At 52.3% G+C, this 23,388-nt stretch carries 23 protein-coding genes; 8 read left to right on the top strand and 15 right to left on the bottom strand.

Annotated elements, in window-relative coordinates; all coding sequences use genetic code 11:
• Positions 1-28 precede the first annotated feature (28 nt).
• The 10 genes from atpA to asnC form a co-directional block, all read right to left on the bottom strand.
• The gene (atpA, locus tag KXR87_RS15330; protein WP_072570876.1) at positions 29-1,570 is read right to left on the bottom strand and encodes a F0F1 ATP synthase subunit alpha; all 1,542 of its coding nucleotides are present in this window, start codon (positions 1,568-1,570) and stop codon (positions 29-31) included.
• A gap of 12 nt (positions 1,571-1,582) precedes the next feature.
• Positions 1,583-2,116 (bottom strand): F0F1 ATP synthase subunit delta, encoded by a 534-nt coding sequence (gene atpH / locus KXR87_RS15335; RefSeq protein WP_437433090.1) that lies wholly within the window; start codon positions 2,114-2,116, stop codon positions 1,583-1,585.
• A 13-nt stretch (positions 2,117-2,129) separates the two neighbouring features.
• Complete coding sequence (atpF, locus tag KXR87_RS15340) at positions 2,130-2,600, bottom strand: F0F1 ATP synthase subunit B (RefSeq protein ID WP_437433091.1); 471 nt, start codon at positions 2,598-2,600, stop codon at positions 2,130-2,132.
• Positions 2,601-2,658: 58 nt separating this feature from the next.
• Complete coding sequence (atpE, locus tag KXR87_RS15345) at positions 2,659-2,898, bottom strand: F0F1 ATP synthase subunit C (protein WP_004393045.1); 240 nt, start codon at positions 2,896-2,898, stop codon at positions 2,659-2,661.
• Positions 2,899-2,945: 47 nt separating this feature from the next.
• Positions 2,946-3,764: a F0F1 ATP synthase subunit A gene (atpB, locus tag KXR87_RS15350; protein WP_437433092.1), complete on the bottom strand. Its 819-nt coding sequence runs from the start codon at positions 3,762-3,764 to the stop codon at positions 2,946-2,948.
• Between the two features lie 8 nt (positions 3,765-3,772).
• Positions 3,773-4,153: a F0F1 ATP synthase subunit I gene (atpI, locus tag KXR87_RS15355; RefSeq protein ID WP_437433093.1), complete on the bottom strand. Its 381-nt coding sequence runs from the start codon at positions 4,151-4,153 to the stop codon at positions 3,773-3,775.
• Between the two features lie 613 nt (positions 4,154-4,766).
• The gene (gene rsmG / locus KXR87_RS15360; RefSeq protein ID WP_437433094.1) at positions 4,767-5,390 is read right to left on the bottom strand and encodes a 16S rRNA (guanine(527)-N(7))-methyltransferase RsmG; all 624 of its coding nucleotides are present in this window, start codon (positions 5,388-5,390) and stop codon (positions 4,767-4,769) included.
• A 103-nt stretch (positions 5,391-5,493) separates the two neighbouring features.
• The gene (mnmG, locus tag KXR87_RS15365; RefSeq protein WP_437433095.1) at positions 5,494-7,383 is read right to left on the bottom strand and encodes a tRNA uridine-5-carboxymethylaminomethyl(34) synthesis enzyme MnmG; all 1,890 of its coding nucleotides are present in this window, start codon (positions 7,381-7,383) and stop codon (positions 5,494-5,496) included.
• 373 nt (positions 7,384-7,756) lie between these two features.
• On the bottom strand, positions 7,757-8,206 hold the full coding sequence (gene mioC, locus KXR87_RS15370; RefSeq protein WP_437433096.1) for an FMN-binding protein MioC: 450 nt from the start codon (positions 8,204-8,206) through the stop codon (positions 7,757-7,759).
• Between the two features lie 99 nt (positions 8,207-8,305).
• Complete coding sequence (gene asnC / locus KXR87_RS15375; RefSeq protein WP_041689565.1) at positions 8,306-8,764, bottom strand: transcriptional regulator AsnC; 459 nt, start codon at positions 8,762-8,764, stop codon at positions 8,306-8,308.
• A 152-nt stretch (positions 8,765-8,916) separates the two neighbouring features.
• Between asnC and asnA the strand changes: the two genes are divergently transcribed.
• The gene (gene asnA, locus KXR87_RS15380) at positions 8,917-9,909 is read left to right on the top strand and encodes an aspartate--ammonia ligase (RefSeq protein ID WP_437433097.1); all 993 of its coding nucleotides are present in this window, start codon (positions 8,917-8,919) and stop codon (positions 9,907-9,909) included.
• On the opposite strand, the gene viaA is transcribed toward asnA, so the two are convergent.
• Together viaA and ravA are read right to left on the bottom strand one after the other, a co-directional pair.
• Positions 9,906-11,357, bottom strand: a complete 1,452-nt coding sequence (gene viaA / locus KXR87_RS15385) for an ATPase RavA stimulator ViaA (RefSeq protein ID WP_437433098.1) — start codon at positions 11,355-11,357, stop codon at positions 9,906-9,908. The two genes, asnA and viaA, sit on opposite strands and share 4 nt — an antisense overlap.
• The gene (ravA, locus tag KXR87_RS15390; protein ID WP_437433099.1) at positions 11,351-12,847 is read right to left on the bottom strand and encodes an ATPase RavA; all 1,497 of its coding nucleotides are present in this window, start codon (positions 12,845-12,847) and stop codon (positions 11,351-11,353) included. Before ravA ends, viaA begins: the two co-directional genes overlap by 7 nt.
• Positions 12,848-13,067: 220 nt before the next feature.
• Here ravA and kup point away from each other — a divergent pair, with 220 nt between their 5' ends.
• The 7 genes from kup (at position 13,068) to rbsR (ending at position 20,999) form a co-directional block, all read left to right on the top strand.
• Positions 13,068-14,936: a low affinity potassium transporter Kup gene (gene kup, locus KXR87_RS15395; protein WP_437433100.1), complete on the top strand. Its 1,869-nt coding sequence runs from the start codon at positions 13,068-13,070 to the stop codon at positions 14,934-14,936.
• A gap of 204 nt (positions 14,937-15,140) precedes the next feature.
• On the top strand, positions 15,141-15,560 hold the full coding sequence (rbsD, locus tag KXR87_RS15400) for a D-ribose pyranase (protein WP_437433101.1): 420 nt from the start codon (positions 15,141-15,143) through the stop codon (positions 15,558-15,560).
• A gap of 10 nt (positions 15,561-15,570) precedes the next feature.
• On the top strand, positions 15,571-17,076 hold the full coding sequence (gene rbsA, locus KXR87_RS15405; RefSeq protein WP_437433102.1) for a ribose ABC transporter ATP-binding protein RbsA: 1,506 nt from the start codon (positions 15,571-15,573) through the stop codon (positions 17,074-17,076).
• 4 nt (positions 17,077-17,080) lie between these two features.
• Complete coding sequence (gene rbsC / locus KXR87_RS15410) at positions 17,081-18,046, top strand: ribose ABC transporter permease (RefSeq protein WP_437433103.1); 966 nt, start codon at positions 17,081-17,083, stop codon at positions 18,044-18,046.
• 27 nt (positions 18,047-18,073) lie between these two features.
• Positions 18,074-18,964 (top strand): ribose ABC transporter substrate-binding protein RbsB, encoded by an 891-nt coding sequence (gene rbsB, locus KXR87_RS15415; RefSeq protein ID WP_437433104.1) that lies wholly within the window; start codon positions 18,074-18,076, stop codon positions 18,962-18,964.
• Between the two features lie 109 nt (positions 18,965-19,073).
• Positions 19,074-20,003 carry a ribokinase gene (gene rbsK / locus KXR87_RS15420; protein WP_437433113.1) on the top strand — a complete coding sequence of 310 codons (930 nt, stop codon included), beginning with the start codon at positions 19,074-19,076 and terminating at the stop codon, positions 20,001-20,003.
• Positions 20,004-20,006: 3 nt separating this feature from the next.
• A complete protein-coding gene (rbsR, locus tag KXR87_RS15425) occupies positions 20,007-20,999 on the top strand; it encodes a ribose operon transcriptional repressor RbsR (protein ID WP_437433105.1) in 993 nt (330 codons plus the stop codon).
• A gap of 3 nt (positions 21,000-21,002) precedes the next feature.
• Here the strand turns inward: rbsR and mdtD are convergent, their stop codons facing one another.
• From mdtD to KXR87_RS15440, 3 genes are all read right to left on the bottom strand, one after another.
• The gene (gene mdtD, locus KXR87_RS15430) at positions 21,003-22,394 is read right to left on the bottom strand and encodes a multidrug transporter subunit MdtD (protein ID WP_437433106.1); all 1,392 of its coding nucleotides are present in this window, start codon (positions 22,392-22,394) and stop codon (positions 21,003-21,005) included.
• An 11-nt stretch (positions 22,395-22,405) separates the two neighbouring features.
• A complete protein-coding gene (locus KXR87_RS15435; RefSeq protein WP_437433107.1) occupies positions 22,406-23,110 on the bottom strand; it encodes a FadR/GntR family transcriptional regulator in 705 nt (234 codons plus the stop codon).
• 24 nt (positions 23,111-23,134) lie between these two features.
• Positions 23,135-23,388 (bottom strand): hypothetical protein (locus tag KXR87_RS15440; protein ID WP_437433108.1); only part of this gene is annotated, 254 nt, incomplete at its 5' end.

The raw sequence follows: 23,388 nt of genomic DNA on the forward strand, positions 1-23,388 counted from the left end.
GGCCTGTCCTAAGACAAGCCGCCAGACGTTACCAGGACTGGGTTGCTTTGAAGGAATCGAGGATGCCTTTCAGCTTGCCTTCGATTTCGTCGTTATAGCCACCGGACTGGTTAATCTCTTGCATCAGCGGAGCGTGATCACGGTCGACGTAAGCCAGCAGAGCGGCTTCGAAGCTACCGATTTTCGCCAGTTCCACATCTTCGAGGTAACCGCGTTCAGCCGCGAACAGCACCAGGCCCTGTTGTGCAACAGACATAGGGGCATACTGTTTCTGTTTCAGCAGCTCGGTCACTTTCTGACCGTGGCTCAGCTGTTTACGGGTTGCTTCATCCAGATCGGATGCGAACTGAGAGAACGCAGCCAGTTCACGATACTGTGCCAGTGCGGTACGAATACCACCGGACAGTTTCTTGATGATCTTGGTCTGAGCAGCACCACCAACACGGGATACGGAGATACCCGGGTTAACCGCCGGACGAATACCGGAGTTAAACAGGTTGGTTTCCAGGAAGATCTGACCATCGGTAATAGAGATTACGTTGGTCGGAACGAACGCAGAAACGTCACCCGCCTGGGTTTCGATGATCGGCAGCGCAGTCAGGGAGCCGGTTTTACCTTTCACTTCACCTTTGGTGAAGTTCTCTACGTATTCCGCGTTAACGCGGGATGCGCGCTCCAGCAGACGGGAGTGCAGGTAGAACACGTCGCCCGGGAAGGCTTCACGTCCTGGCGGACGACGGAGCAGCAGGGAAACCTGACGATAAGCAACAGCCTGTTTAGACAGGTCATCGTATACGATCAGCGCATCTTCACCGCGGTCACGGAAGTATTCGCCCATTGCGCAACCCGCATACGGTGCCAGGTATTGCAGTGCTGCGGATTCAGACGCGGTTGCTACCACCACGATGGTGTTAGACAGTGCACCGTGCTCTTCCAGTTTACGTACCACGTTAGAAATGGTGGACGCTTTCTGGCCGATAGCCACGTATACACATTTGATGCCGGAATCACGCTGGTTAATGATGGCATCGATAGCCATCGCGGTTTTACCGGTCTGACGGTCACCGATGATCAGTTCACGCTGACCACGACCGATTGGGATCATGGCATCAACGGACTTATAACCCGTCTGAACAGGCTGGTCGACGGACTGACGATCGATAACGCCCGGTGCGATAACTTCGATTGGCGAGAAGCCATCGTTATCAACCGGACCTTTACCGTCAATTGGCGCACCCAGGGTGTTCACCACGCGACCCAGCAGGCCACGGCCAACCGGAACTTCAAGAATACGGCCAGTACATTTGACCTTCATGCCTTCGGCAAGGTCAGCGTAGGGGCCCATCACAACTGCACCAACAGAGTCGCGCTCCAGGTTCAGTGCGATAGCGTAACGGTTACCCGGCAGGGAGATCATCTCACCCTGCATACAATCGGCCAGGCCGTGGATGCGGATAACGCCGTCGCTTACAGAAACAATAGTACCTTCGTTGTGAGCTTCACTCACAACACTGAACTGAGCAATGCGCTGCTTGATCAGTTCGCTGATTTCGGTGGAATTCAGTTGCATGCTCCAGTCCCCTTAAGACTGCAAGACGTCTGCAAGGCGCTCAAGACGGCCGCGTACGCTGCCATCAATGACCATATCACCCGCACGGATGATTACGCCTGCCATTACAGACTTATCGATTTTGCAATTCAGCTTCACTTTGCGTGATAGACGTTTTTCCATCGCGGCACTGATTTTCGAAAGCTGTTCTTCACTCAGTGCGGTCGCAGAAGTCACTTCGACTTCAGCGATAGCCTCGCTGGCTGCACGCAATTGAATAAACTGCTCAAGAACATCAGGAAGCACCTTAAGACGACCATTTTCAGCCATTACCCGAATCAGGTTCTGGCCATTGTCGTCAAGTTGCTCCCCACAGACTGCGATAAACGATTCTGAGAGCGTTTCCGGCGCTAATGCACCGGAAAGAAGCTCTGCCATCTGTTCGTTTTTCGTCACCTCGGCGGCGAACACCAGCATATCCTGCCAGCGGTCAACGCTCTGGTTTTCGACGGCAAAGTCAAAAGCTGCTTTGGCGTAGGGGCGAGCTACCGTTACAAATTCAGACATCAGCCCCTCCTCCTTACAGTTCAGCGACCAGTTTATTCACGATGTCGCTGTTAGCAGCTTCATCCACGGAACGCTCGATGATCTTCTCGGCACCGGCAACAGCCAGCAGAGCCACTTTTTTGCGCAGCTCTTCACGGGCACGTTTACGTTCAGCGTCAATTTCCGCCTGCGCCTGCGCCACGATTTTAGTACGTTCCTGCTCGGCTTCAGCTTTCGCTTCGTCCAGGATCTGAGCACGGCGTTTGTTCGCCTGTTCAATGATGACCTGAGCTTCAGCTTTCGCTTTTTTCAGCTGGTCGGTCGCATTGGCCTGTGCAAGGTCCAGGTCCTTTTTAGCCCGTTCAGCGGAAGCAAGACCGTCAGCAATTTCTTTCTGACGTTTTTCAATGGCTGCGATTAACGGCGGCCATACGTACTTCATGCAGAACAGAACGAACAGGACAAACGCGATGGCCTGGCCGAGGATTGTTGCGTTTAGATTCACAGCACAATGCCTCTTATCTGGTTAACGTTCTTCAATATTTGCTGTTAAGCAACCCGTACTACGCGACAGCAAACATCACGTACAGACCCAGACCTACAGCGATCATTGGGATAGCATCCACCAGACCCATAACGATAAAGAACTGAGTACGCAGAAGTGGGATCAGATCCGGTTGACGCGCTGCGCCTTCCAGGAATTTGCCCCCGAGGATGCCGATACCGATCGCAGCACCGATTGCCGCCAGACCCATCATAATAGCGGCAGCCATGTACAGCAGATCCATATTCAGGTTTTCCATGACAGTCTCCAGATTGTTTCAGTTAGAACGTAGTAGTGTATTAAAAATCAATGCTCTTCAGATGCCATCGACAGATAGACAATCGTCAGAACCATGAAAATGAAGGCTTGCAGCGTAATGATCAGGATGTGGAAAATGGCCCATGGCACATTCAGAACCCACTGTGACCACCACGGCAACAGACCAGCAATCAGAATGAAAATCAACTCACCGGCGTACATGTTGCCGAACAGTCGCAGACCGAGAGAAACCGGTTTGGACAGCAGGCTAACACCTTCCAGGATCAGGTTGACCGGAATAAACACCGGATGGTTGAACGGCTGGAGTGTCAGCTCTTTAGCAAAACCACCGAGGCCTTTCATTTTGATGCTGTAGAACAGAATCAGGATAAATACGCCCAACGCCATGGAGAGTGTAATGTTTACGTCCGCAGACGGCACCACACGCAAAGCAGGCAGACCAAAGATGTGCTCGCCGATATAAGGCAGCAGGTCGATAGGCAGCAAATCCATCAGGTTCATCAGGAATACCCAGACGAAAATCGTCAGGGCCAGTGGCGCAATGAGCTTGCTTTTGCCGTGGTACATGTCTTTCACGCTACCGTTGACAAAACCAATAACCAGCTCAATTGCAGTCTGGAATTTCCCTGGTACGCCGCTGGTCGCCTTTTTGGCTACGCTGCGGAACATCACCAGGAACAACAGACCCAGCGCCACCGAGAAAAACATGGAGTCGATGTTGAGCGTCCAGAAAGTGGCCGGGGGGTTATGCGGATCCACCAGCGAGAGCGTACGCAGGTCCAGCTGAAGGTTGTTCAGATGGTGGCCAATGTACTCCTGCGGTGTTGAGATTTCTCCTGCAGACATGATGCCTCTTACCCTTTGTTGTTAATTACAGCGGGTGCCAGTATCTGAACAACCAGCACCGAAACCCACGTGACTATCAGCGGTGAAAACTCCGCCTTAAAAACCGCCAGCGCCACCACCAGCAACACGAATGTTGCCAACACCTTAAACGCTTCACCGAAGGCGAAGGACCAGGCCATGCGGCCTTTGACAGGTGTATGTGCCTGATGACGCCAGGCAAAAATCATAAACAACATATTTGGCAAAAATACTGCCATCCCCCCACACGCGGCGGAGAGGCCCCAGAAGGGGTCTTTGAGGCTAAACAGCGTTCCTGAAATAATCACAGCCAGAAGCTGAATAAGCAGAAGCTTGCGAGCAACGTTTCGACTTAATAGCGACACCGACATCGTATTCACTCCTGCTCACTTCGAGGTATGCCGCGTGTCGTATAAAACGTTCTTTAACGCCCGGAGTCAAGCACCAAAAAGCGGTCAAATTATACGGTGCGGCCCCGTGAATTCAAACAATAAGTAGCGAAAAGGTGAATAAATGTTTAAATATTTTTCTCGACGCCTATTTTTCAACTTTTAGGGAAACTGTGAACCTTTAAGCAAAATCTCAAATAACGCGAAAACCCTGAGATTAAAGTGCGTACCAGATCACAATTTAAACATTTATGCGTTCGCCTGAAGAGGGCCCTGCGGAAAATGCGCCATTTCAAGGTTTTGATATTTCAGTCGATTATCTTCAACTCTTTTTAAAACAGCCTGGTACACCTAAAAAACCTTTTATTGACAATTATAATAATTATTTAACATCTCATTTTGCGTGACTTTGCCGATTTTTAGCAGCCTGATATTTTCAGGGTTGACTATTTTAAGGGTTAATAAAAATCTGCACGTTAAAATCCGGAAAATTATCGGTAACAACTGCGTTAAATGTAACCGAACGTATCACCGTAACGGGTGCCCATTTTTAACAATCTAAAAACAGCACAAATTCTACATTTTTTAAGAAAATTTAAATTTTGTTTATCTTAACGACTACCAAATGGCGCTCGCCATCAAGGTGAGGCACGTTTAATTCAATAACTGATTCCACGGCAAGCTCCGAAGGCAGGAGCGCGATTTCATCCGAAGGAATCAAGCCCTTAAGTGCATAGAAGCGCCCGTTCTCGGCAGGTAAATGATGGCACCAGTTGACCATGTCCGTGAGCGACGCGAAGGCACGACTGATCACGCCATCAAACGGCGGATCGGCAGGGAAATCTTCAACACGACTCTGGACAGGAGCAATATTCGTCAGCTTAAGCTCATGCTGAACCTGTTTCAGGAAACGTACCCGCTTACCCAGGCTGTCAAGCAAGGTGAAATGTGCATCAGGAAGCACAATGGCGAGAGGGATTCCCGGTAAACCCGGCCCCGTCCCCACATCAATAAAACGTTCCCCCTGCAAATACGGAGCAGCCACAATGCTGTCGAGAATATGGCGGACAAGCATTTCATCAGGGTTACGCACCGATGTCAGATTGTAGGCTTTGTTCCACTTATGCAGCATTTCGACATAGGCGACCAGTTTATGTTTCTGGTGATCGGTGAGCGAAATAGCGGCTTCATCCAGCAGACGGGAAAGTTTGTTAAACACAGTGAATACCTGTTAAAGATGCCAGGCGGGTAACGCGATGTTCACCCGCTTCAGAGAGTTTGTCTACCCGGTGAGCATAGCGCCACCGGGTAAGAGTGACATGTTACGCGCTACGGCGCAGCATGCCCTGCTTTTTCAGCCACACCAGCAAAATGGAGATGGCCGCAGGCGTAATACCGGAAATACGTGACGCCTGTCCGATAGACGCAGGTTTATGATCGTTAAGCTTAGCGATCACCTCATTAGACAACCCGCTAACCTGGCGATAATCCAGTGAAGCAGGCAAAAGCGTATTCTCATTGCGCTGCTGCTTTTCAATTTCGTCCTGCTGGCGGGCGATATACCCTTCGTACTTCACCTGGATCTCAACCTGTTCGGCCGCCTGCACATCCGTCAGGCCCGGTGCGAACGCGGTCAGTTGCACCAGCTGGTCATAAGTCATTTCCGGGCGACGCAGTAAATCTTCACCGCTGGCTTCACGTGACAGGGGTGCCGTCAGATTTTTATTCACTTCCGGCGCGGTTTCAGAGGTGGGATTAACCCACACGGATTTCAGACGCTGACGCTCACGCTCAATATTCTCCAGTTTCTCATTGAAGCGCGCCCAACGTTCGTCATCCACCAGCCCCAGCTCGCGACCTTTTTCGGTTAAGCGCAGATCGGCATTGTCTTCACGCAGCATCAGGCGATATTCAGCGCGAGAGGTGAACATACGGTAGGGTTCTTTGGTCCCCAGCGTACACAGATCGTCCACCAGCACTCCCAGATAAGCTTCAGAGCGCGCCGGTGCCCACCCCTCTTTCTCGGCAGAGCTGCGTGCGGCGTTCAGGCCAGCCAGCAATCCTTGTGCAGCAGCTTCTTCGTAACCGGTAGTGCCGTTGATCTGTCCGGCAAAGAACAGCCCCTGAATATATTTGCTTTCCAGCGTTGGTTTCAGGTCACGCGGGTCGAAGAAATCGTACTCAATGGCATAGCCCGGACGAACGATTTTCGCATTTTCCATGCCCTGCATAGAGCGAACAATTTTCATCTGGACGTCGAACGGCAGGCTGGTGGAGATACCGTTCGGATAAATTTCGTTTGAGGTCAGCCCTTCCGGTTCAAGGAAGATCTGGTGCTGGTTACGATCGGCAAAGCGCATCACTTTATCTTCGATCGACGGGCAGTACCGTGGGCCGATCCCCTCGATCACGCCGGCATACATGGGGCTACGATCGAGGTTATCACGGATCACGTCATGCGTTTTCTCATTGGTGTGCGTGATGTAACAAGGCACCTGACGCGGATGCTGGGCCGCATTGCCCATGAACGAGAAAACCGGCATCGGGTTATCGCCATGCTGTTGCGCCAGTACACTGAAATCAATGGTGCGCGCATCAATACGCGGCGGCGTACCCGTTTTAAGGCGGCTTACGCGCAGCGGCAGTTCACGCAGTCGACGTGAAAGCGGAATGGATGGCGGATCGCCAGCACGGCCACCGCTGTAGTTATCCAGACCAATATGAATTTTGCCGTCCAGGAAAGTCCCGACCGTCAGCACGACTGCTTTGGCACGGAATTTCAATCCCATTTGCGTAACCGCACCCACAACACGATCGTTTTCCACGATCAAATCTTCAACGGCCTGTTGGAAGATCATCAAGTTCGGTTGGTTTTCCAGGGCAGTGCGCACCGCTTGCCGATAGAGAACTCGATCCGCCTGAGCACGCGTCGCCCGCACTGCAGGGCCTTTGCTTGCGTTTAGTATCCTAAACTGAATACCTGCCTGATCGATCGCTTTCGCCATCAAGCCGCCAAGGGCATCCACTTCCTTCACCAGGTGTCCTTTCCCAATACCGCCGATCGCCGGGTTGCAGCTCATCTGCCCCAGAGTGTCGATATTGTGTGTCAAAAGCAGGGTTTGTTGACCCATACGCGCTGCGGCCATCGCGGCCTCAGTGCCTGCATGACCCCCGCCAATGATGATGACGTCAAAAGGATCCGGATAAAACATGGTGAATTGCCTCGCGTAAAGCGGTTAGAAATGGAATTGAAGCCCGGGCCGTGGATTCTACTCAACTTTAGCTCAGGGAGAAAGCGCTGGGATCCTGGGTATTAAAAAGAAGATCTTTAAATAAAGAGATCTGTTCTATTGTGATCTCTTATTAGGATCCCGCTTGCTTGTGGATAAGCCGGATCCGGCTAATAAGATCATCATCTTAAGACGGATCATAGGTTGTGAATGATCGGTGATCCTGGCCAGTATAAGCTGGGATCAAAAGGGCTACTTATACACAACTCAAAAAGTAATCAACGGTTGTTCTTTGGATAACTACCGGTTGATCAGTGCTTTTAAGCATAGTTATCCACAACTGTTTGCGTGATCTTTAATCGTTTTTGAGTAAATTAATCCAGGATCCCAGCCAAATTTCAGCCGGATCTTCAGGAATGTCATGCTCAAGCACGTTAATTTTTGCCGTTTCGCCGATCTGTTTTGCACCATGGGTCTTAAGAGCGTCTTCGATTTTCTCAATCGCACCACAGAAAGTGTCATATTCCCGGCTACCGATCCCGATTGCGCCAAAACGAACCCCGGAAAGATCGGGGGCTTGTTCCTGCAACTGATCGTGTAAAGGCTGAATATTGTCAGGAAGGTCACCTGCGCCGTGGGTTGAGCTCACCACCAGCCAGATGCCTTCCTGCGGCAGATCTTCCAGCAGAGGGCCATGCAGAGTTTCAGTACTAAAACCCGCTTCTTCCAGCTTTTCAGCCAGATGTTCAGCCACGTATTCCGCACCGCCCAGGGTGCTGCCACTAATAAGCGTAATATCTGCCATGAAGTCCACTCCGGTTAAGAGGGGCGTATTGTACGCTGTGAATGAGCTGGGATCTACCTGTGGACAATATGGGTATTAGGGCTGAATAAAAATAGCACGTTATGGACGGATCGTACGCATTATGGGGTTTTGCAGCGAGATCAGCGTCTCGGTGGACTGGATTTCATCGATGGTCTGGATCTTGTTGATAAGCACCTGCTGCAGGGCATCAATCGATCGGCACATGACTTTAATAAAAATACTGTAATGCCCGGTGGTGTAATAGGCCTCCGTGACTTCTTCAAGGCTTTCCAGCCTGGCGAGAGCTGAAGGGTAATCTTTTGCGCTCTTTAAAATGATGCCGATAAAGCAGCAGACGTCATAACCTAATTGTTTGGGGCTGACATCAATACGGGCACCGGTGATGATGCCCGCCTGCTTCATTTTCTCTACCCGCACGTGAATAGTTCCGGGACTGACGCCGAACTGCTTGGCCAGTTCGGCATAGGCGGTACGTGCATTCGCCATCAATGCCTCAAGAATGCCGCGGTCCAGATTGTCGATCTGATAATTTTCCATAGGTTTTTCTTATGTTGAATAGACAATCTTTCTATTTTAGCGGCTCATTTTAACGAATCAAAACCCCGACGGCCTTTTTTGTTATGGATTATTGAATAACGGGCTTTTTTTGTTGCTTAATGTTTACAACAGACAGCGCAAAGGAAGAAAAAATGAAATCCGCTTACATCAGCAAACAACGTCAGATTATTTTCGTGAAGTCGCATTTCTCTCGTCAGCTGGAAGAAAAACTGGGGCTTATTGAAGTGCAGGCACCCATTTTGAGCCGCGTTGGGGATGGCACTCAGGATAACCTGTCGGGGGCTGAGAAAGCGGTGCAGGTGAAGGTCAAAAACCTGCCTGAGGCACAGTTTGAAGTGGTGCATTCTTTGGCTAAATGGAAACGTAAGACCCTGGGCCAGCATGATTTTAGCGCAGGGGAGGGCTTGTACACGCACATGAAAGCCCTGCGTCCTGACGAAGATCGCCTGTCACCTATTCATTCGGTTTATGTCGATCAGTGGGACTGGGAACGGGTGATGGGCGAGGGCGAACGTCACACTGGTACGCTGAAAGCAACGGTAGAAGCCATTTACGCCGGTATCAAAGCGACCGAAACGGCCGTTAGTAAAGAGTTTGGTCTGACGGCGTTTCTGCCAGAGCAAATCCATTTTGTACATAGCCAGGAGCTGCTGAGTCGTTTCCCGGATCTGGATGCCAAAGGCCGCGAACGTGCCATCGCCAAAGAGCTGGGCGCCGTTTTCCTGATAGGCATTGGTGGAAAACTGAGTAACGGTAAACGTCACGACGTGCGCGCGCCGGATTATGATGACTGGAGCACCCCTGGTGACAGCGGCTTACAAGGTCTCAATGGCGACATCCTGGTGTGGAACCCGGTGCTGGAAGATGTGCTGGAGCTCTCTTCTATGGGGATCCGCGTGGATGCAGAGACACTGAAACGTCAGCTCAAACTGACCGATGATGAAGATCGTCTGCGTCTCGAATGGCACCAGGCGCTGGTGCAGGGTGACATGCCGCAAACCATTGGTGGCGGCATTGGTCAGTCACGCCTGACCATGCTTTTGCTGCAACTGCCGCATATCGGCCAGGTGCAGTGTGGAGTCTGGCCTGAGCAGGTTCATGCCAGCGTACCTTCTCTGCTTTAACGTTTCCAGCGGCGCAGCAGGCGGCTGCGCATTCCGGTGTCAAAGCGCCAGATATGATCGAAGATCCGCATGATGCCGGGTTTCCCGTGTGCTGACATCGCCACCGCATGAAAACGTTGCTGGTGCACGCTCTGCAGTTCCTTCACATTGCTGACCACATCGTCCGGCAGACGCTGGGCGATAAAGTCAGAGATGACCACCGCATCGGCGTCATACCACTCTCCCCCCTGCATGCGTTCAATAATGGCGCGAAAACAGCTCGCAATGTCGGTACCGCCACGAAAACGCTGGCTGAGAAAACGGATAGCCTGTTCCAGCCCCTGTTGGCAGGTAAGCTCATAGCGCACGACTTCGCTGGAAAAAAGCATGATGTAACAGCGCCGTTTATCCGCCAGGGCAACGCGCATCAGCGCGAGACAAAATGCTTTGGCGCACTGCTCATTGAATCCTCCCATCGATCCTGACGTGTCAACGCAGACGATAAAAGGACCGCGCGGCTGCTCGTCAAAATCCTGATGTACTACCGGCCGCTCGGTGACCCGTTCATGCCAGGCATCGCCATGCAGTCGATACGTGATCAGCTGCTTTTCCACCAGCCGGCGATAAAACTCGTATTCCAGCTCCGTGATACCCAGTGTCGCCAGTTCTGGTGGTAACAGGCGCAGGATATCGTCGCTTTGATGTATGCCATCGACCTGTTCTGGTACCGTTGACGGCTCCCGAACCAACGTGCGAAAGGTTTCCATCGGCGCATCTTTTCGGGGAACGGATTTCGCCTCTCGCGAGCGCCCGAGCTGTTCCGCCAGCTGTTTTAACTCCGGCTGTTCCGTTAAAAAATCGCCGTACTTTACGATGAGCTGATAATCGCCGCGTTTGATCTGCACGGCACTCATATCCCATAACCGCCCGGCGGCATTTTCATTTTCGATCAATACCGGTTCAAGCTGGCCGCTCAGCGTCATCCGATCCTGTACCTCGCTAAGCAACTGCTCTCGCTCTTCCTCTAACAACTGCTGATTAAAGGCAGTGGTTTGCACAACCAGACTCAGCCGCCAGCGTTGTAAAAAAAGCGTGTGCAGCGCAGGAGTAAAGGTAGGGTTATCGGCCACCATAGCATGCGCCTGGGATGCAAACGGCGAACGAAGCTTATCCAGCAGCGTCAGGATTTGTGGCAACTGGACAATAAGTTGCGAGGTGGAAAGGCGCTGGCTCTGCTGGTAGGCCAACACTTCTTCCGTAAGTTCCGGCGGCGCCTGGGTCTCTTTCAGACGGCTTTTCAGCACCGTTCGCCAGCGAGGAATATCCTCCGTTATGGCATGGCGAAGGCGGGGAAATTTTTCAAAGAAAATAGCTAACTGTGGGGAGGCAAGTAACGCGATGATTAATTCCTCAACCATCGCCTCCTCACCAATGGTCAAAATTGCATTCAGGGCATCTACCGTTAGCATTGACGCGCCTGTTGAATCTGCGCGCGTACATCCTGCAGGCTGGCTTCAATGCGACCCAACCAGTCGGCAGGAATGAACAGACATTTTTGCAGTTCGCTGAAACGGGTATGTTGCTGGTGCCAGAGCGTGTCCAGTGCTTCCAGTTGCTGCGTGACCTCTTCCGGCACGCCGGTGCTGGTACCGCCAGGCAGGGCAAGACGCGACCCCTGCAAACTGACATCGCGGATCAGGACGTTCAGGCCACCATCCACATCCAGATTTAACACCTGAGCAAAGCCGATCCCATTTAATTTGCCGCGGATCTCTCCCCCTTTTGCCAGCCATTGTGCCAGCGCCGCACGCTCGATAGTCACATGAATGACCTGCATGTCGTGAAGCTTAAGGGGTTGCTGAAGGAGCAGAGTGAGCGTGGTGTCCTGAAGATCGTCCGGCAAATCATAGTGCGGCCGACGACTGAACATCCCTCCCTGGCGCGTGACTTTTAGCGCGGTTTTATCACTTTGCTGTTGCTGAATCTGAATTCGGCGCTGCTCAATGGTCGCCAGTTGCGTCAACATGGTTTGCTGCTGCCAGGCGTGCCCGGTCATCAATATTTCCAGCTGATTTTTCAGTAATTGCATGTTCTGGGCGTCATACCAGAGACAATCTTTCAGCAGAATGAGGTCAACAGGGGCGACGGCATCGCGTCCACTGAAAAAGGCGCTGGCCTGCAAAAGATGAATGGCTTTTTTCCAGCGTCTGTCTGAGACGTATGGGGCATCAGGGAGGTTGTCGAGCTGCTGGCGGAGTAAATAGATAAGCTCGAAAACGGCATCAGGCAATTTCACCTGCACAATTTCCTGCTGCCAGCGCGTGTACTCCTCATCGTTAATCTGCAAGTCCGCAGGCACGGGATTATCGTTCTCATCCTGCTGACTTATCAGCATGGAGCGAAAATTCCCCTTTTCCTGCACCTTATCCAGCCACAGGCGAATCAGCATACGGTCATAGAGCGCTTCAAGGCTGTTATCCGCCTCAGGCAGTTCGTTGGAGGCGGCGACCAGCAGACGCATCGGGATTTTCTCTTCACTGGCCCCGTTCCGGAAACGGCGTTCATTGATTGCCGTAAGCAGGGTATTGAGAATTGCCGGCCCCGCTTTCCAGATTTCATCAAGAAAGACGATCTCCGCCTCTGGCAAATAACCGTGCGTCAGGCGTTCATAACGACCTTCATCTTTCAGTGCCTGGATAGATAAGGGACCAAAGACCTCTTCCGGGGTGGAAAAACGGGTCATGAGGTATTCAAATGCGCGGGCGTGTTTGAAGGCGAATTTCAGGCGGCGGGCGATCAGGCTTTTGGCTATACCTGGCGGGCCGAGAAGAAAAACGCTTTCGCCGCAGAGCGCAGCCAGTAAACACAGGCGAATAGCGTGGCTACGCTCAAAAAGACCCTTTTCCAGTGCGCTGCTGAGACGGGAAATTCTTTCTGCTAATAAATGTGAGTGAGCCATAATTGATTTGCATCCTTCGCCGCGATTCCGGCTTGCCTGTGCGATTATAAACGTTTAGATAAAGGCTTGTAATAGACTGAACAATGGCATCATTTTCATTGCGCCAGAATAATGTGGTCGCATTTAGGGGTACGATTTAGCAAATAATCGTGCATACTGTGCGCTTTTTGTGGGCCAAGGGACTAAGCACACATTTGTCATTCAAACAAAAGATTAGTCTATGAGCACTGATAATAAACAATCGTTACCCGCGATAACACTCGCGGCAATTGGGGTTGTCTACGGTGATATCGGCACCAGCCCGCTTTATACTCTTCGTGAATGTCTGTCAGGTCAGTTTGGGTTTGGTGTTGAACGTGATGCCGTCTTTGGGTTCCTGTCGCTTATTTTCTGGCTACTGATACTTGTTGTTTCCATAAAATATCTCACTTTCGTGATGCGTGCAGATAATGCGGGAGAAGGCGGGATTCTGACGCTGATGTCTCTCGCCGGGCGAAATACGTCGGCACGGATGACCTCCGTGCTGGTGATCATGGGGCTCATTGGCGGCAGCTTCTTCTATGGTGAAGTGGTGATAACGCCGGCCATCTCGGTCATGTCCGCCATTGAAGGGCTGGAGATTGTTGCTCCATCCCTTGAAACCTGGACCGTCCCGCTTTCTATCGTCGTGTTGACGCTGCTGTTTGTTATCCAGAAGCACGGTACGGGGCTGGTGGGTAAACTCTTTGCGCCCATTATGCTCGCCTGGTTTTTGATTCTGGCTATGCTGGGCGCGCGCGGGATAATCTCAAACCCCGAAGTCCTGCAGGCGCTTAATCCGGTATGGGCTGTCCACTTTTTCCTGGAGTACAAGGCGGTTTCATTTGTTGCGCTGGGGGCCGTGGTGCTCTCTATTACCGGTGTTGAAGCGCTCTATGCCGATATGGGCCATTTCGGCAAACTGCCGATCCGCGTGGCCTGGTTCCTGGTGGTACTGCCGTCACTGGTGCTGAACTATTTTGGCCAGGGCGCGCTGCTACTCAAAACACCGGAAGCCATTAAAAACCCCTTCTTCCTGCTTGCTCCCGACTGGGCGCTGATACCGATGCTGATTATCGCTACTCTGGCGACGGTCATCGCTTCACAGGCCGTTATCTCGGGCGTCTTTTCTTTAACTCGTCAGGCAGTGCGTCTGGGTTACCTGTCGCCGATGCGCATCATCCATACGTCAGAGATGGAGTCCGGGCAAATCTATATCCCCTTTGTTAACTGGTTGCTCTACTTTGCCGTGGTGGTTGTCATCGTAAGCTTTGAACACTCCAGTAACCTGGCGGCGGCCTACGGGATCGCCGTGACAGGAACGATGGTGCTGACCTCCATTCTGTCGATGACCGTCGCGCGTAAAAACTGGCACTGGAACAAGCTGTTTGTGGGGCTGCTGCTGACCGGCTTCTTATGTATCGATATTCCCCTGTTTTCAGCGAACCTTGATAAGCTTTTGTCCGGTGGCTGGTTGCCGCTGAGTCTGGGGCTGGTGATGTTCGTTATCATGACAACCTGGAAGAGCGAACGTTTTCGCCTGCTGCGCCGGATGCATGAGCATGGTAACTCCCTGGAAGCAATGATAGCCTCGCTGGAGAAATCCCCGCCGGTACGCGTACCGGGCACTGCGGTTTATATGTCCCGCGCGCTGAACGTTATCCCGTTTGCCATGATGCACAACCTTAAGCACAACAAAGTGCTGCATGAGCGCGTCATTTTGCTGACGCTGCGGACGGAAGATGCGCCTTATGTTCACAACGTACGTCGTGTGCAAATCGAGCAGCTTTCACCGACGTTCTGGCGTGTGGTGGCCAGCTACGGCTGGCGTGAGACGCCCAATGTGGAAGAGGTATTTCACCGCTGCGGTCTGGAGGGGTTGAGCTGTCGCATGATGGAAACCTCCTTCTTCATGTCACATGAGTCGCTCATCGTTGGCAAACGCCCCTGGTATTTGCGGCTGCGTGGCAAGCTTTATTTGCTCCTCCAGCGTAATGCGTTGCGGGCGCCCGATCAGTTTGAAATCCCGCCTAACCGGGTAATTGAGCTCGGTACTCAGGTCGAAATCTAACGACCTTTTAAAACCCCTCTTGATGAGGGGTTTTTGCATCTGGCTTCCTGCAGTTTTGCTTAAGAAAACCTGAAAACGTTCGCTTACTGCAACACGAGCGAAACGTTTCGATACCGATCACACTTCTGTAACGCCACGGTGGTTTTCTGAACATTCTCAGGTTTACACTGAGAACAGCGAAACGTTTCGCTAATGGAGCGTAAAATGAAAAAAGGTACTGTTCTTAACTCAGAAATCTCGTCGGTTATCTCACGTCTCGGTCATACCGATAGGCTGGTGGTGTGTGATGCAGGCTTACCTGTACCATCCAGTACGCAGCGGATTGATATGGCGTTAACGCAGGGTGTACCTGGTTTTATGCAGGTACTCGACGTGGTTACGGCAGAAATGCAGGTTGAGGCAGCTATCATTGCAACGGAAATTCAGGAACATAATCCGCAGCTCCACGAAACGTTGCTCAAGCATATTGAGCAGCTGCAACAACACCAGGGTAATACTATAAATGTTCGTTATGTGACTCACGAACAATTCAAAAAACAGACCGCGGACAGTCAGGCGGTTATTCGCAGCGGGGAGTGTTCCCCGTATGCGAATATCATTCTTTGTGCTGGCGTGACCTTCTGAGGCCGAGGGTATGGACGCATTACTGCAACTTAAGGGAATCGACAAAGCATTCCCGGGGGTTAAAGCCCTCTCCGGCGCAGCGCTGAATGTTTACGCGGGCCGCGTTATGGCGCTGGTCGGCGAAAACGGCGCGGGTAAATCCACCATGATGAAAGTGCTGACCGGTATCTACATGCGTGATGCCGGTTCACTGCTGTGGCTGGGGAAAGAGACCACCTTCACCGGTCCAAAATCCTCTCAGGAAGCCGGTATCGGTATTATTCACCAGGAACTTAACCTGATTCCGCAACTGACCATTGCGGAAAACATTTTTCTTGGCCGTGAGTTTGTCGGACGTTTTGGCAAAATCGACTGGAAAAGAATGTATGCCGAAGCCAATACGCTGCTCGCAAAGCTGAACTTACGCTTTAAAAGCGACAGGCTGGTGGGCGAGCTGTCCATTGGCGATCAGCAGATGGTAGAAATTGCCAAAGTGCTGAGTTACGAGTCGCAAGTTATCGTAATGGATGAGCCAACCGATGCGCTGACGGATACGGAAACCGAATCTCTGTTCCGGGTTATCCGTGAGCTGAAAGCGCAGGGGCGCGGCATCGTCTATATCTCCCACCGCATGAAAGAGATCTTCGAGATTTGCGATGATGTCACCGTGTTCCGTGACGGGCAGTTTATCGCGGAGCGGGAAGTCGCATCCCTTAGCGAAGATTCACTGATAGAAATGATGGTTGGCCGCAAGCTGGAAGATCAGTATCCGCGCCTCGATAAAGCGCCGGGTGATGTTCGCCTGAAAGTGGACAACCTCTGTGGTCCTGGCGTTCATGACGTCTCCTTTACGTTGCGCAAGGGCGAAATTCTGGGCGTGGCCGGGCTGATGGGCGCCGGACGCACCGAACTGATGAAAGTGCTTTACGGCGCGATGCCACGCACCAGCGGCTATGTCACGCTGGATGGGCATGAAGTGGTCACTCGCTCTCCGCAGGACGGTCTGGCAAACGGGATTGTTTACATTTCCGAAGACCGTAAGCGCGATGGCTTAGTGCTGGGCATGTCGGTTAAAGAGAACATGTCGCTGACGGCGCTGGGTTATTTCAGCCGTACCGGCGGAAATCTTAAACATAAAGATGAACAGCAGGCCGTCAGCGATTTCATACGCTTGTTCAATGTCAAAACCCCGTCGATGGAGCAGGCTATCGGGCTGCTTTCCGGGGGGAATCAGCAAAAGGTTGCTATTGCGCGCGGGCTAATGACGCGCCCGAAAGTGTTGATTCTCGACGAGCCGACCCGCGGCGTGGACGTGGGAGCGAAAAAAGAGATTTATCAGCTGATTAACCAGTTCAAGGCCGATGGCCTGAGCATCATTCTGGTCTCGTCCGAGATGCCAGAAGTATTAGGCATGAGCGATCGCATTATCGTCATGCATGAAGGGCATCTCGGCGGTGAATTCACTCGCGAGCAGGCCACCCAGGAAGTTCTGATGGCTGCCGCTGTGGGCAAGCTTAATCGCGTGAATCAGGAGTAAGAAGATGACTACCCAGGCTGTTTCTGGTCGCCGCTATTTCACCAAAGCGTGGTTGATGGAGCAAAAATCGCTGATCGCCTTACTGGTGCTGATTGCCATTGTGTCGACGCTGAGCCCAAACTTTTTTACCGTTAATAACCTGTTGAATATCCTGCAACAGACTTCGGTCAACGCCATTATGGCGGTTGGCATGACGCTGGTCATTTTGACTTCCGGAATCGACCTGTCCGTCGGTTCCCTGCTGGCACTGACCGGTGCGGTCGCCGCGTCGCTGGTTGGCATGGAAGTGAATGCGCTGGTGGCTGTCGCCGCCGCCCTGGCTTTAGGCGCCGCTATCGGTGCGGTCACGGGGGTGATTGTGGCGAAAGGGCGTGTACAGGCCTTTATTGCCACACTGGTTATGATGCTATTACTGCGTGGCGTTACGCTGGTATATACCAACGGCAGCCCGATGAATACGGGCTTTACGGAGAATGCCGATATTTTCGGCTGGTTCGGTATTGGCCGTCCGCTGGGAGTACCGACGCCTATCTGGATTATGGCCGTGGTCTTTATCGCGACCTGGTATTTGCTGCACCACACCCGTCTTGGCCGCTATATTTATGCGCTAGGGGGGAACGAAGCGGCAACGCGCTTGTCAGGCATCAGTGTCGATAAGGTAAAAGTTATCGTCTATTCCCTGAGCGGTTTACTGGCGGCGTTAGCAGGTATTATCGAGGTGGCTCGCCTCTCGTCGGCGCAGCCCGTTGCCGGAACCGGTTATGAACTGGACGCTATCGCTGCCGTCGTTTTAGGGGGGACCAGTCTGGCTGGGGGTAAGGGGCGCATCGTGGGAACACTGATCGGTGCACTTATCCTAGGGTTCCTGAGCAATGGATTGAATTTATTAGGTATTTCTTCCTATTACCAGATGATCGTTAAAGCAGTTGTGATTCTGCTCGCGGTGCTGGTAGACAACAAAAAGCAGTAATTACCTACACTACAGGACATCATGAATATGAACATGAAAAAACTGGCTCTTCTGGTTTCTGCTGTTGCACTGAGCGCCACCGTAAGCGCAAATGCGATGGCGAAGGAGTCGATTGCACTGGTCGTATCGACCCTGAACAACCCGTTCTTTGTTAGCCTGAAAGACGGTGCGCAGAAAGAAGCAGACAAACTGGGTTACGACCTGGTGGTGTTGGACTCCCAGAACAACCCGGCGAAAGAGCTGGCGAACGTTCAGGATTTGACTGTACGTGGTACCAAACTGCTGTTGATCAACCCAACGGATTCCGATGCGGTAGGTAATGCCGTGAAGATGGCCAACCAGGCGAAAATCCCGGTTATCACTCTTGACCGTGCGGCAGCGCAGGGCGAAGTGGTCAGCCATATCGCCTCTGATAACGTGCTGGGCGGCAAAATTGCGGGTGACTACATCGCTAAGAAAGCCGGTGAAGGTGCAAAAGTCATTGAACTGCAGGGTATTGCAGGAACGTCCGCCGCGCGTGAGCGTGGTGAAGGTTTCCAGCAGGCCGTTGCCGCACATAAATTCAACGTACTGGCCAGCCAGCCCGCTGATTTTGACCGTACCAAAGGTCTGAACGTCATGCAGAACCTGCTGACTGCACATCCTGATGTGCAGGCCGTATTCGCGCAGAACGATGAAATGGCGCTGGGGGCGATGCGCGCTCTGCAAACGGCAGGTAAATCCGATGTTATGGTCGTCGGTTTTGACGGCACGCCGGATGGCGAAAAAGCAGTGAACGATGGGAAAATGGCGGCGACCATCGCGCAGTTACCTGAGCAGATCGGCGCGAAAGGCGTTGAAACGGCAGATAAGGTACTGAAAGGCGAAAAAGTATACGCCAAAATCCCGGTTGACCTGAAACTGGTTATTAAACAGTAAGACGGTTCAGACTCTCCCAAAGGAGTGAGAGCGGGAGAGTCTTTATAAAAGAAACGCAGGGCACGCGCCATTCATGCAGGGGTGGCGCATAGTAATGGACAAGCTCATCATGAAAACCACTGGCAAACTCGTCGTCCTTGGCAGCATTAATGCCGATCACATTCTCAACCTTGACGCTTTCCCTACGCCCGGAGAAACCGTTACCGGTAGTCAGTATCAAGTCGCCTTCGGCGGTAAGGGCGCAAATCAGGCCGTCGCTGCCGGACGCAGCGGTGCGGACATCGCATTTATTGCCTGTACCGGTGATGACGATACCGGTGAACGTGTTCGTCAGCAGCTGAGCAGCGATAATATTGATATCTCCCCGGTCAGCGTCATTGACGGTGAATCCACTGGGGTTGCGCTGATTTTCGTCAACGGCGAAGGTGAGAATGTCATCGGTATTCATGCGGGTGCCAATGCTGCACTGTCAGTTGAACGCGTAGAGGCTCAACGTGACATTATTGCTCAGGCCTCCGCGTTACTCATGCAACTGGAATCCCCGGTTGAGAGCGTCCTGGCTGCCGCTCGTATTGCTCATGAGAATAACACTAGGGTCGCCCTTAATCCGGCGCCGGCACGTGCGCTTTCCGATGAACTGCTGGCGTTAGTAGACATCATTACTCCCAATGAAACGGAAGCCGAGAAACTGACCGGTATCCGGGTAAATAACGATGAAGATGCATCAAATGCGGCACAGGTATTACATGCCAAAGGCATTGATACGGTCATCATTACCCTGGGCAGTCGTGGCGTATGGGCGAGCGTGAAGGGCCAGGGGCGTCGTGTTCCGGGGTTTAGCGTTAAAGCCATTGATACCATCGCGGCGGGTGACACCTTTAACGGTGCGCTGATGACGGCATTACTGGAAAACCTTGCGCTCGACGAGGCGATTCGATTTGCTCATGCGGCCGCTGCTATCGCGGTGACCCGTAAAGGCGCGCAACCTTCAGTGCCGTGGCGCAAAGAAATTGACGATTTCCTCGCTCAGCAGGGGTGACTATTGGCTACGATGAAGGATGTGGCCCGCGTGGCGGGTGTCTCTACCTCGACCGTTTCACATGTCATCAATAACGATCGCTTTGTCAGTGATGCTATTCGCGAAAAGGTGGAGTCAGCGATTAAGGCGTTAAATTATGCGCCCTCTGCGCTGGCACGCAGTCTGAAAATCAATCAGACCCGTACCATCGGAATGTTGATCACGGCCAGTAGCAACCCCTTTTATTCTGAGCTGGTGAGAGGGGTGGAGCGAAGCTGTTTTGAGCGGGGATACAGCCTCGTGCTTTGTAACACCGAGGGCGATGAACAGCGTATGAATCGCAATCTCGAAACGCTCATGCAAAAGCGTGTCGATGGCCTTCTGCTTTTATGTACGGAAACCCACCAACCTTCTCAGGAAATACTTAAGCGTTATCCCTCTGTTCCCACCGTCATGATGGACTGGGCACCGTTCGACGGCGACAGCGATCTGATTCAGGACAACTCTCTGCTTGGTGGTGACATGGCGACGCGATACCTGATCCGCAAAGGTCACCGACATATCGCCTGCATCACCGGGCCTCTGGATAAAACGCCCGCACGTCTGCGTCTGGAAGGTTACAGAGCGGCGATGGCGAACGCGGGCCTGACCATCCAGGATGGCGATGAAATTATTGGCGATTTTGAATTCGGCGGAGGGCTGGAAGCGATGCAAACGCTGCTGTCACGTGACAGGCGTCCTCAGGCGGTGTTCATTGGCAACGATGCTATGGCCGTTGGCGCTTATCAGGCGCTTTACCAGGCCGGACTCAGGGTGCCTGAAGATATCGCAATCGTTGGTTACGATGATATTGAACTGGCGCGCTACATGACGCCGCCGCTGACGACCATCCATCAGCCAAAAGATGAGTTGGGTGAACTGGCCATTGACGTGTTGATTCATCGCATCGCCGATCCTACGCAACAGCAGCAGCGCTTGCAGTTGACGCCGGTGCTGATAGAGCGAGGATCGGCCTAGCGGTCAGTGTTTTTCTTTTATCAGGTTACGGCCATCTTTTGGCCGTAACAGCATAAAGGTAAAGGCTGAAATCAGGGTGATAACCCCCATAGTAATAAAGGTATAGTGGAACTGCTCTACGGTATTATTACTGTCAAACCCTTCGTAAAACCGCAGTACCGCAGCGCTGACCGCCACCCCAAGACTGATGGAAAGCTGTTGCGTCACGGCCAGCACACTGTTGCCGCTGCTGGCGTTCTCATCCGTCAGATCGGCAAGCGTAATCGTATTCATTGCCGTGAACTGGGTCGACATCGCCATGCCCAGAATGAACAAGGGTAAGATCAACAACCAGATCTCCATTGACGGTGACTGTAGCGAAAACTGTGCAATCATCAGTCCGATAAAGAGCGTAATCCCAACCAGTGTCCTGCGATAACCCAGACGGCGAAGGACCTGTGTAACCAGGGATTTAGCCAGAATGGATCCCATAGCGGTCGGTGCCATCATGCAACCAGCAATCAGCGCGGAATACCCAAATCCAACCTGTAACATCAGCGGCATTAAAAATGGCACACAGCCTGTTCCCAGCCGCGAAGCGATATTGCCGGCAATGCCCACGGAGAAGGTGCGCGTTTTAAACAGGTTAAGCGAAATCAGTGGGGTGGGGTGGCGACGCGCATGACGTATATATAGAAGGAATAACGCAATCCCACTGAAGATGACGGCAAAAGCCAACCAGCTTGCCACTATCTTTTCACCAAACAGCTCCATCCCGCAGGAAAAAAGCACCAGACTGAGGCCGAACAGGAAGAAGCCGCCCGTGTCGAAACGCTTACGCGGCGTCGTAAAGTTGGGCATGTATTTGCGCGCATACAGCAGGCCAGCAATGCCGATAGGAATGTTAATGAGGAAGATCCAGTGCCAGGTGGCCCAGGTAACTAACACCCCGCCGAGAACCGGGCCGAGTATAGGGCCCACCAGACCTGGCATGGTCACAAAGTTCAGGACGGGTAGTAGTTCGCTGCGGGGATAGGCCCGGAGCAGCGCAAGACGTGCAACAGGCATCATCATCGCACCACCAATGCCCTGCAGAACACGGAAAAGTACCAGCGAGGTGAGTGAGGTGGAGAGTGCGCAGGCCAGAGAGCCAAGGGTGAATAAACTTACGGCCAGCATAAAGACGCGGCGGGTGCCGAATCTGTCCGCCAGCCAGCCGCTGGCGGGGATCAGCATGGCCACGGTTAACGTATAGCTAATAATGGCGGACTGCATCGCCAGAGGGGAGCGGTTGAGGCTCTCAGCAATCGCGGGAAGAGCGGTGTTTAATATGGTGGCATCCAGTGCCTGCATAAAGAAAGCCATCGCCGCAATCCACGGCAATCCGGCCATACTGCGGTGTTTTTTCTCAGTCATGCGGGGTCCTGTTATTTGGCCGCAGGTGCGTTAGGCGTATTTAAGAGTATCTGGCAGGCCTTAAAGGCGCCTTCTCCATTACCATCCTGAATAGCATCAACAATAGCCTGATGAAGATCGAGCTTAATCACCTGATCCTGTGTGATGGAGGTGAAGTAGGTGTGATAGACCGAATGGAAGAGTGCGGCGAAAGAAATAAGGAAGGGATTTGCGCTCATGGCATAGATATGTTCATGCCAGGCCATATCCACTTCAATCCAGCGCTCGCGGTTAAAATGCTTTTTAAGCCATACCATCTCTTCCATTAATGTATTCAGACGCGCTTTCTGTTCTGCTTCCCCTGATACGGCCGCGAGATGGCAAGCCTGAGGTTCGAGGCTACTGCGCATAATCAGGAAGTGTTGAATAACATCCTGAAAGTTATCCTCGCGCATCCACCATGACAGTAACTCTTTATCCAGAAAGTTCCAGTTCTCCCGGGGCATGACCCGGGTGCCTATGCGGGGGCGCGGAAGCACCATACCTTTTGCTGTTAATGTCTTTACCGCTTCCCTGACCGCCGTACGGCTTACGCCAAACTGTTCCCCTAACTCTATTTCGCCTGGCAGAATACTTCCGGGAACATATTCACCTTTAAGGATCTGCTGTGCGAGTTTCTCAGCCAGCATCCAGGAAAGGTTCTTTTGAGCCGCAAGCTGTTGTGCATTTAAAGACATTGATGGGTTCCTGGTTTTACTTATTCATTTGTTAGTATGCCATCCGGTATATCTCTGTGGTGGTAAAAACAGCAAATTAGCGCCGTTATGCTCTATTTTTCCCCAGCTTGTTGAAAAAAGAGACGGTTGAAAAGTTTTTTGAATTTTAGACTTGTCAGCCCGGAATAACTCCCTATAATGCGCCTCCACTGACACGGAACAACGGCACACACGCCGCCGGGTCAGCAGGGTGTTCCGGTGAGATTCACTGAGAAGCCCGCAGAGAAAAGCGAAAATAA

Source organism: Yokenella regensburgei (assembly GCF_051486985.1).
Taxonomy (GTDB): Bacteria; Pseudomonadota; Gammaproteobacteria; order Enterobacterales; family Enterobacteriaceae; genus CBFFRJ01.

Excerpts from the sequence above, each read along its gene's own strand:
- atpA (WP_072570876.1), bottom strand. The coding sequence starts at position 1,570 with ATGCAACTGAATTCCACCGAAATCAGCGAACTGATCAAGCAGCGCATT.
- atpH (WP_437433090.1), bottom strand. The coding sequence starts at position 2,116 with ATGTCTGAATTTGTAACGGTAGCTCGCCCCTACGCCAAAGCAGCTTTT.
- atpE (WP_004393045.1), bottom strand. The coding sequence starts at position 2,898 with ATGGAAAACCTGAATATGGATCTGCTGTACATGGCTGCCGCTATTATG.
- atpB (WP_437433092.1), bottom strand. The coding sequence starts at position 3,764 with ATGTCTGCAGGAGAAATCTCAACACCGCAGGAGTACATTGGCCACCAT.
- atpI (WP_437433093.1), bottom strand. The coding sequence starts at position 4,153 with ATGTCGGTGTCGCTATTAAGTCGAAACGTTGCTCGCAAGCTTCTGCTT.
- mnmG (WP_437433095.1), bottom strand. The coding sequence starts at position 7,383 with ATGTTTTATCCGGATCCTTTTGACGTCATCATCATTGGCGGGGGTCAT.
- mioC (WP_437433096.1), bottom strand. The coding sequence starts at position 8,206 with ATGGCAGATATTACGCTTATTAGTGGCAGCACCCTGGGCGGTGCGGAA.
- asnC (WP_041689565.1), bottom strand. The coding sequence starts at position 8,764 with ATGGAAAATTATCAGATCGACAATCTGGACCGCGGCATTCTTGAGGCA.
- asnA (WP_437433097.1), top strand. The coding sequence starts at position 8,917 with ATGAAATCCGCTTACATCAGCAAACAACGTCAGATTATTTTCGTGAAG.
- viaA (WP_437433098.1), bottom strand. The coding sequence starts at position 11,357 with ATGCTAACGGTAGATGCCCTGAATGCAATTTTGACCATTGGTGAGGAG.
- ravA (WP_437433099.1), bottom strand. The coding sequence starts at position 12,847 with ATGGCTCACTCACATTTATTAGCAGAAAGAATTTCCCGTCTCAGCAGC.
- kup (WP_437433100.1), top strand. The coding sequence starts at position 13,068 with ATGAGCACTGATAATAAACAATCGTTACCCGCGATAACACTCGCGGCA.
- rbsD (WP_437433101.1), top strand. The coding sequence starts at position 15,141 with ATGAAAAAAGGTACTGTTCTTAACTCAGAAATCTCGTCGGTTATCTCA.
- rbsA (WP_437433102.1), top strand. The coding sequence starts at position 15,571 with ATGGACGCATTACTGCAACTTAAGGGAATCGACAAAGCATTCCCGGGG.
- rbsC (WP_437433103.1), top strand. The coding sequence starts at position 17,081 with ATGACTACCCAGGCTGTTTCTGGTCGCCGCTATTTCACCAAAGCGTGG.
- rbsB (WP_437433104.1), top strand. The coding sequence starts at position 18,074 with ATGAACATGAAAAAACTGGCTCTTCTGGTTTCTGCTGTTGCACTGAGC.
- rbsK (WP_437433113.1), top strand. The coding sequence starts at position 19,074 with ATGAAAACCACTGGCAAACTCGTCGTCCTTGGCAGCATTAATGCCGAT.
- mdtD (WP_437433106.1), bottom strand. The coding sequence starts at position 22,394 with ATGACTGAGAAAAAACACCGCAGTATGGCCGGATTGCCGTGGATTGCG.
- KXR87_RS15435 (WP_437433107.1), bottom strand. The coding sequence starts at position 23,110 with ATGTCTTTAAATGCACAACAGCTTGCGGCTCAAAAGAACCTTTCCTGG.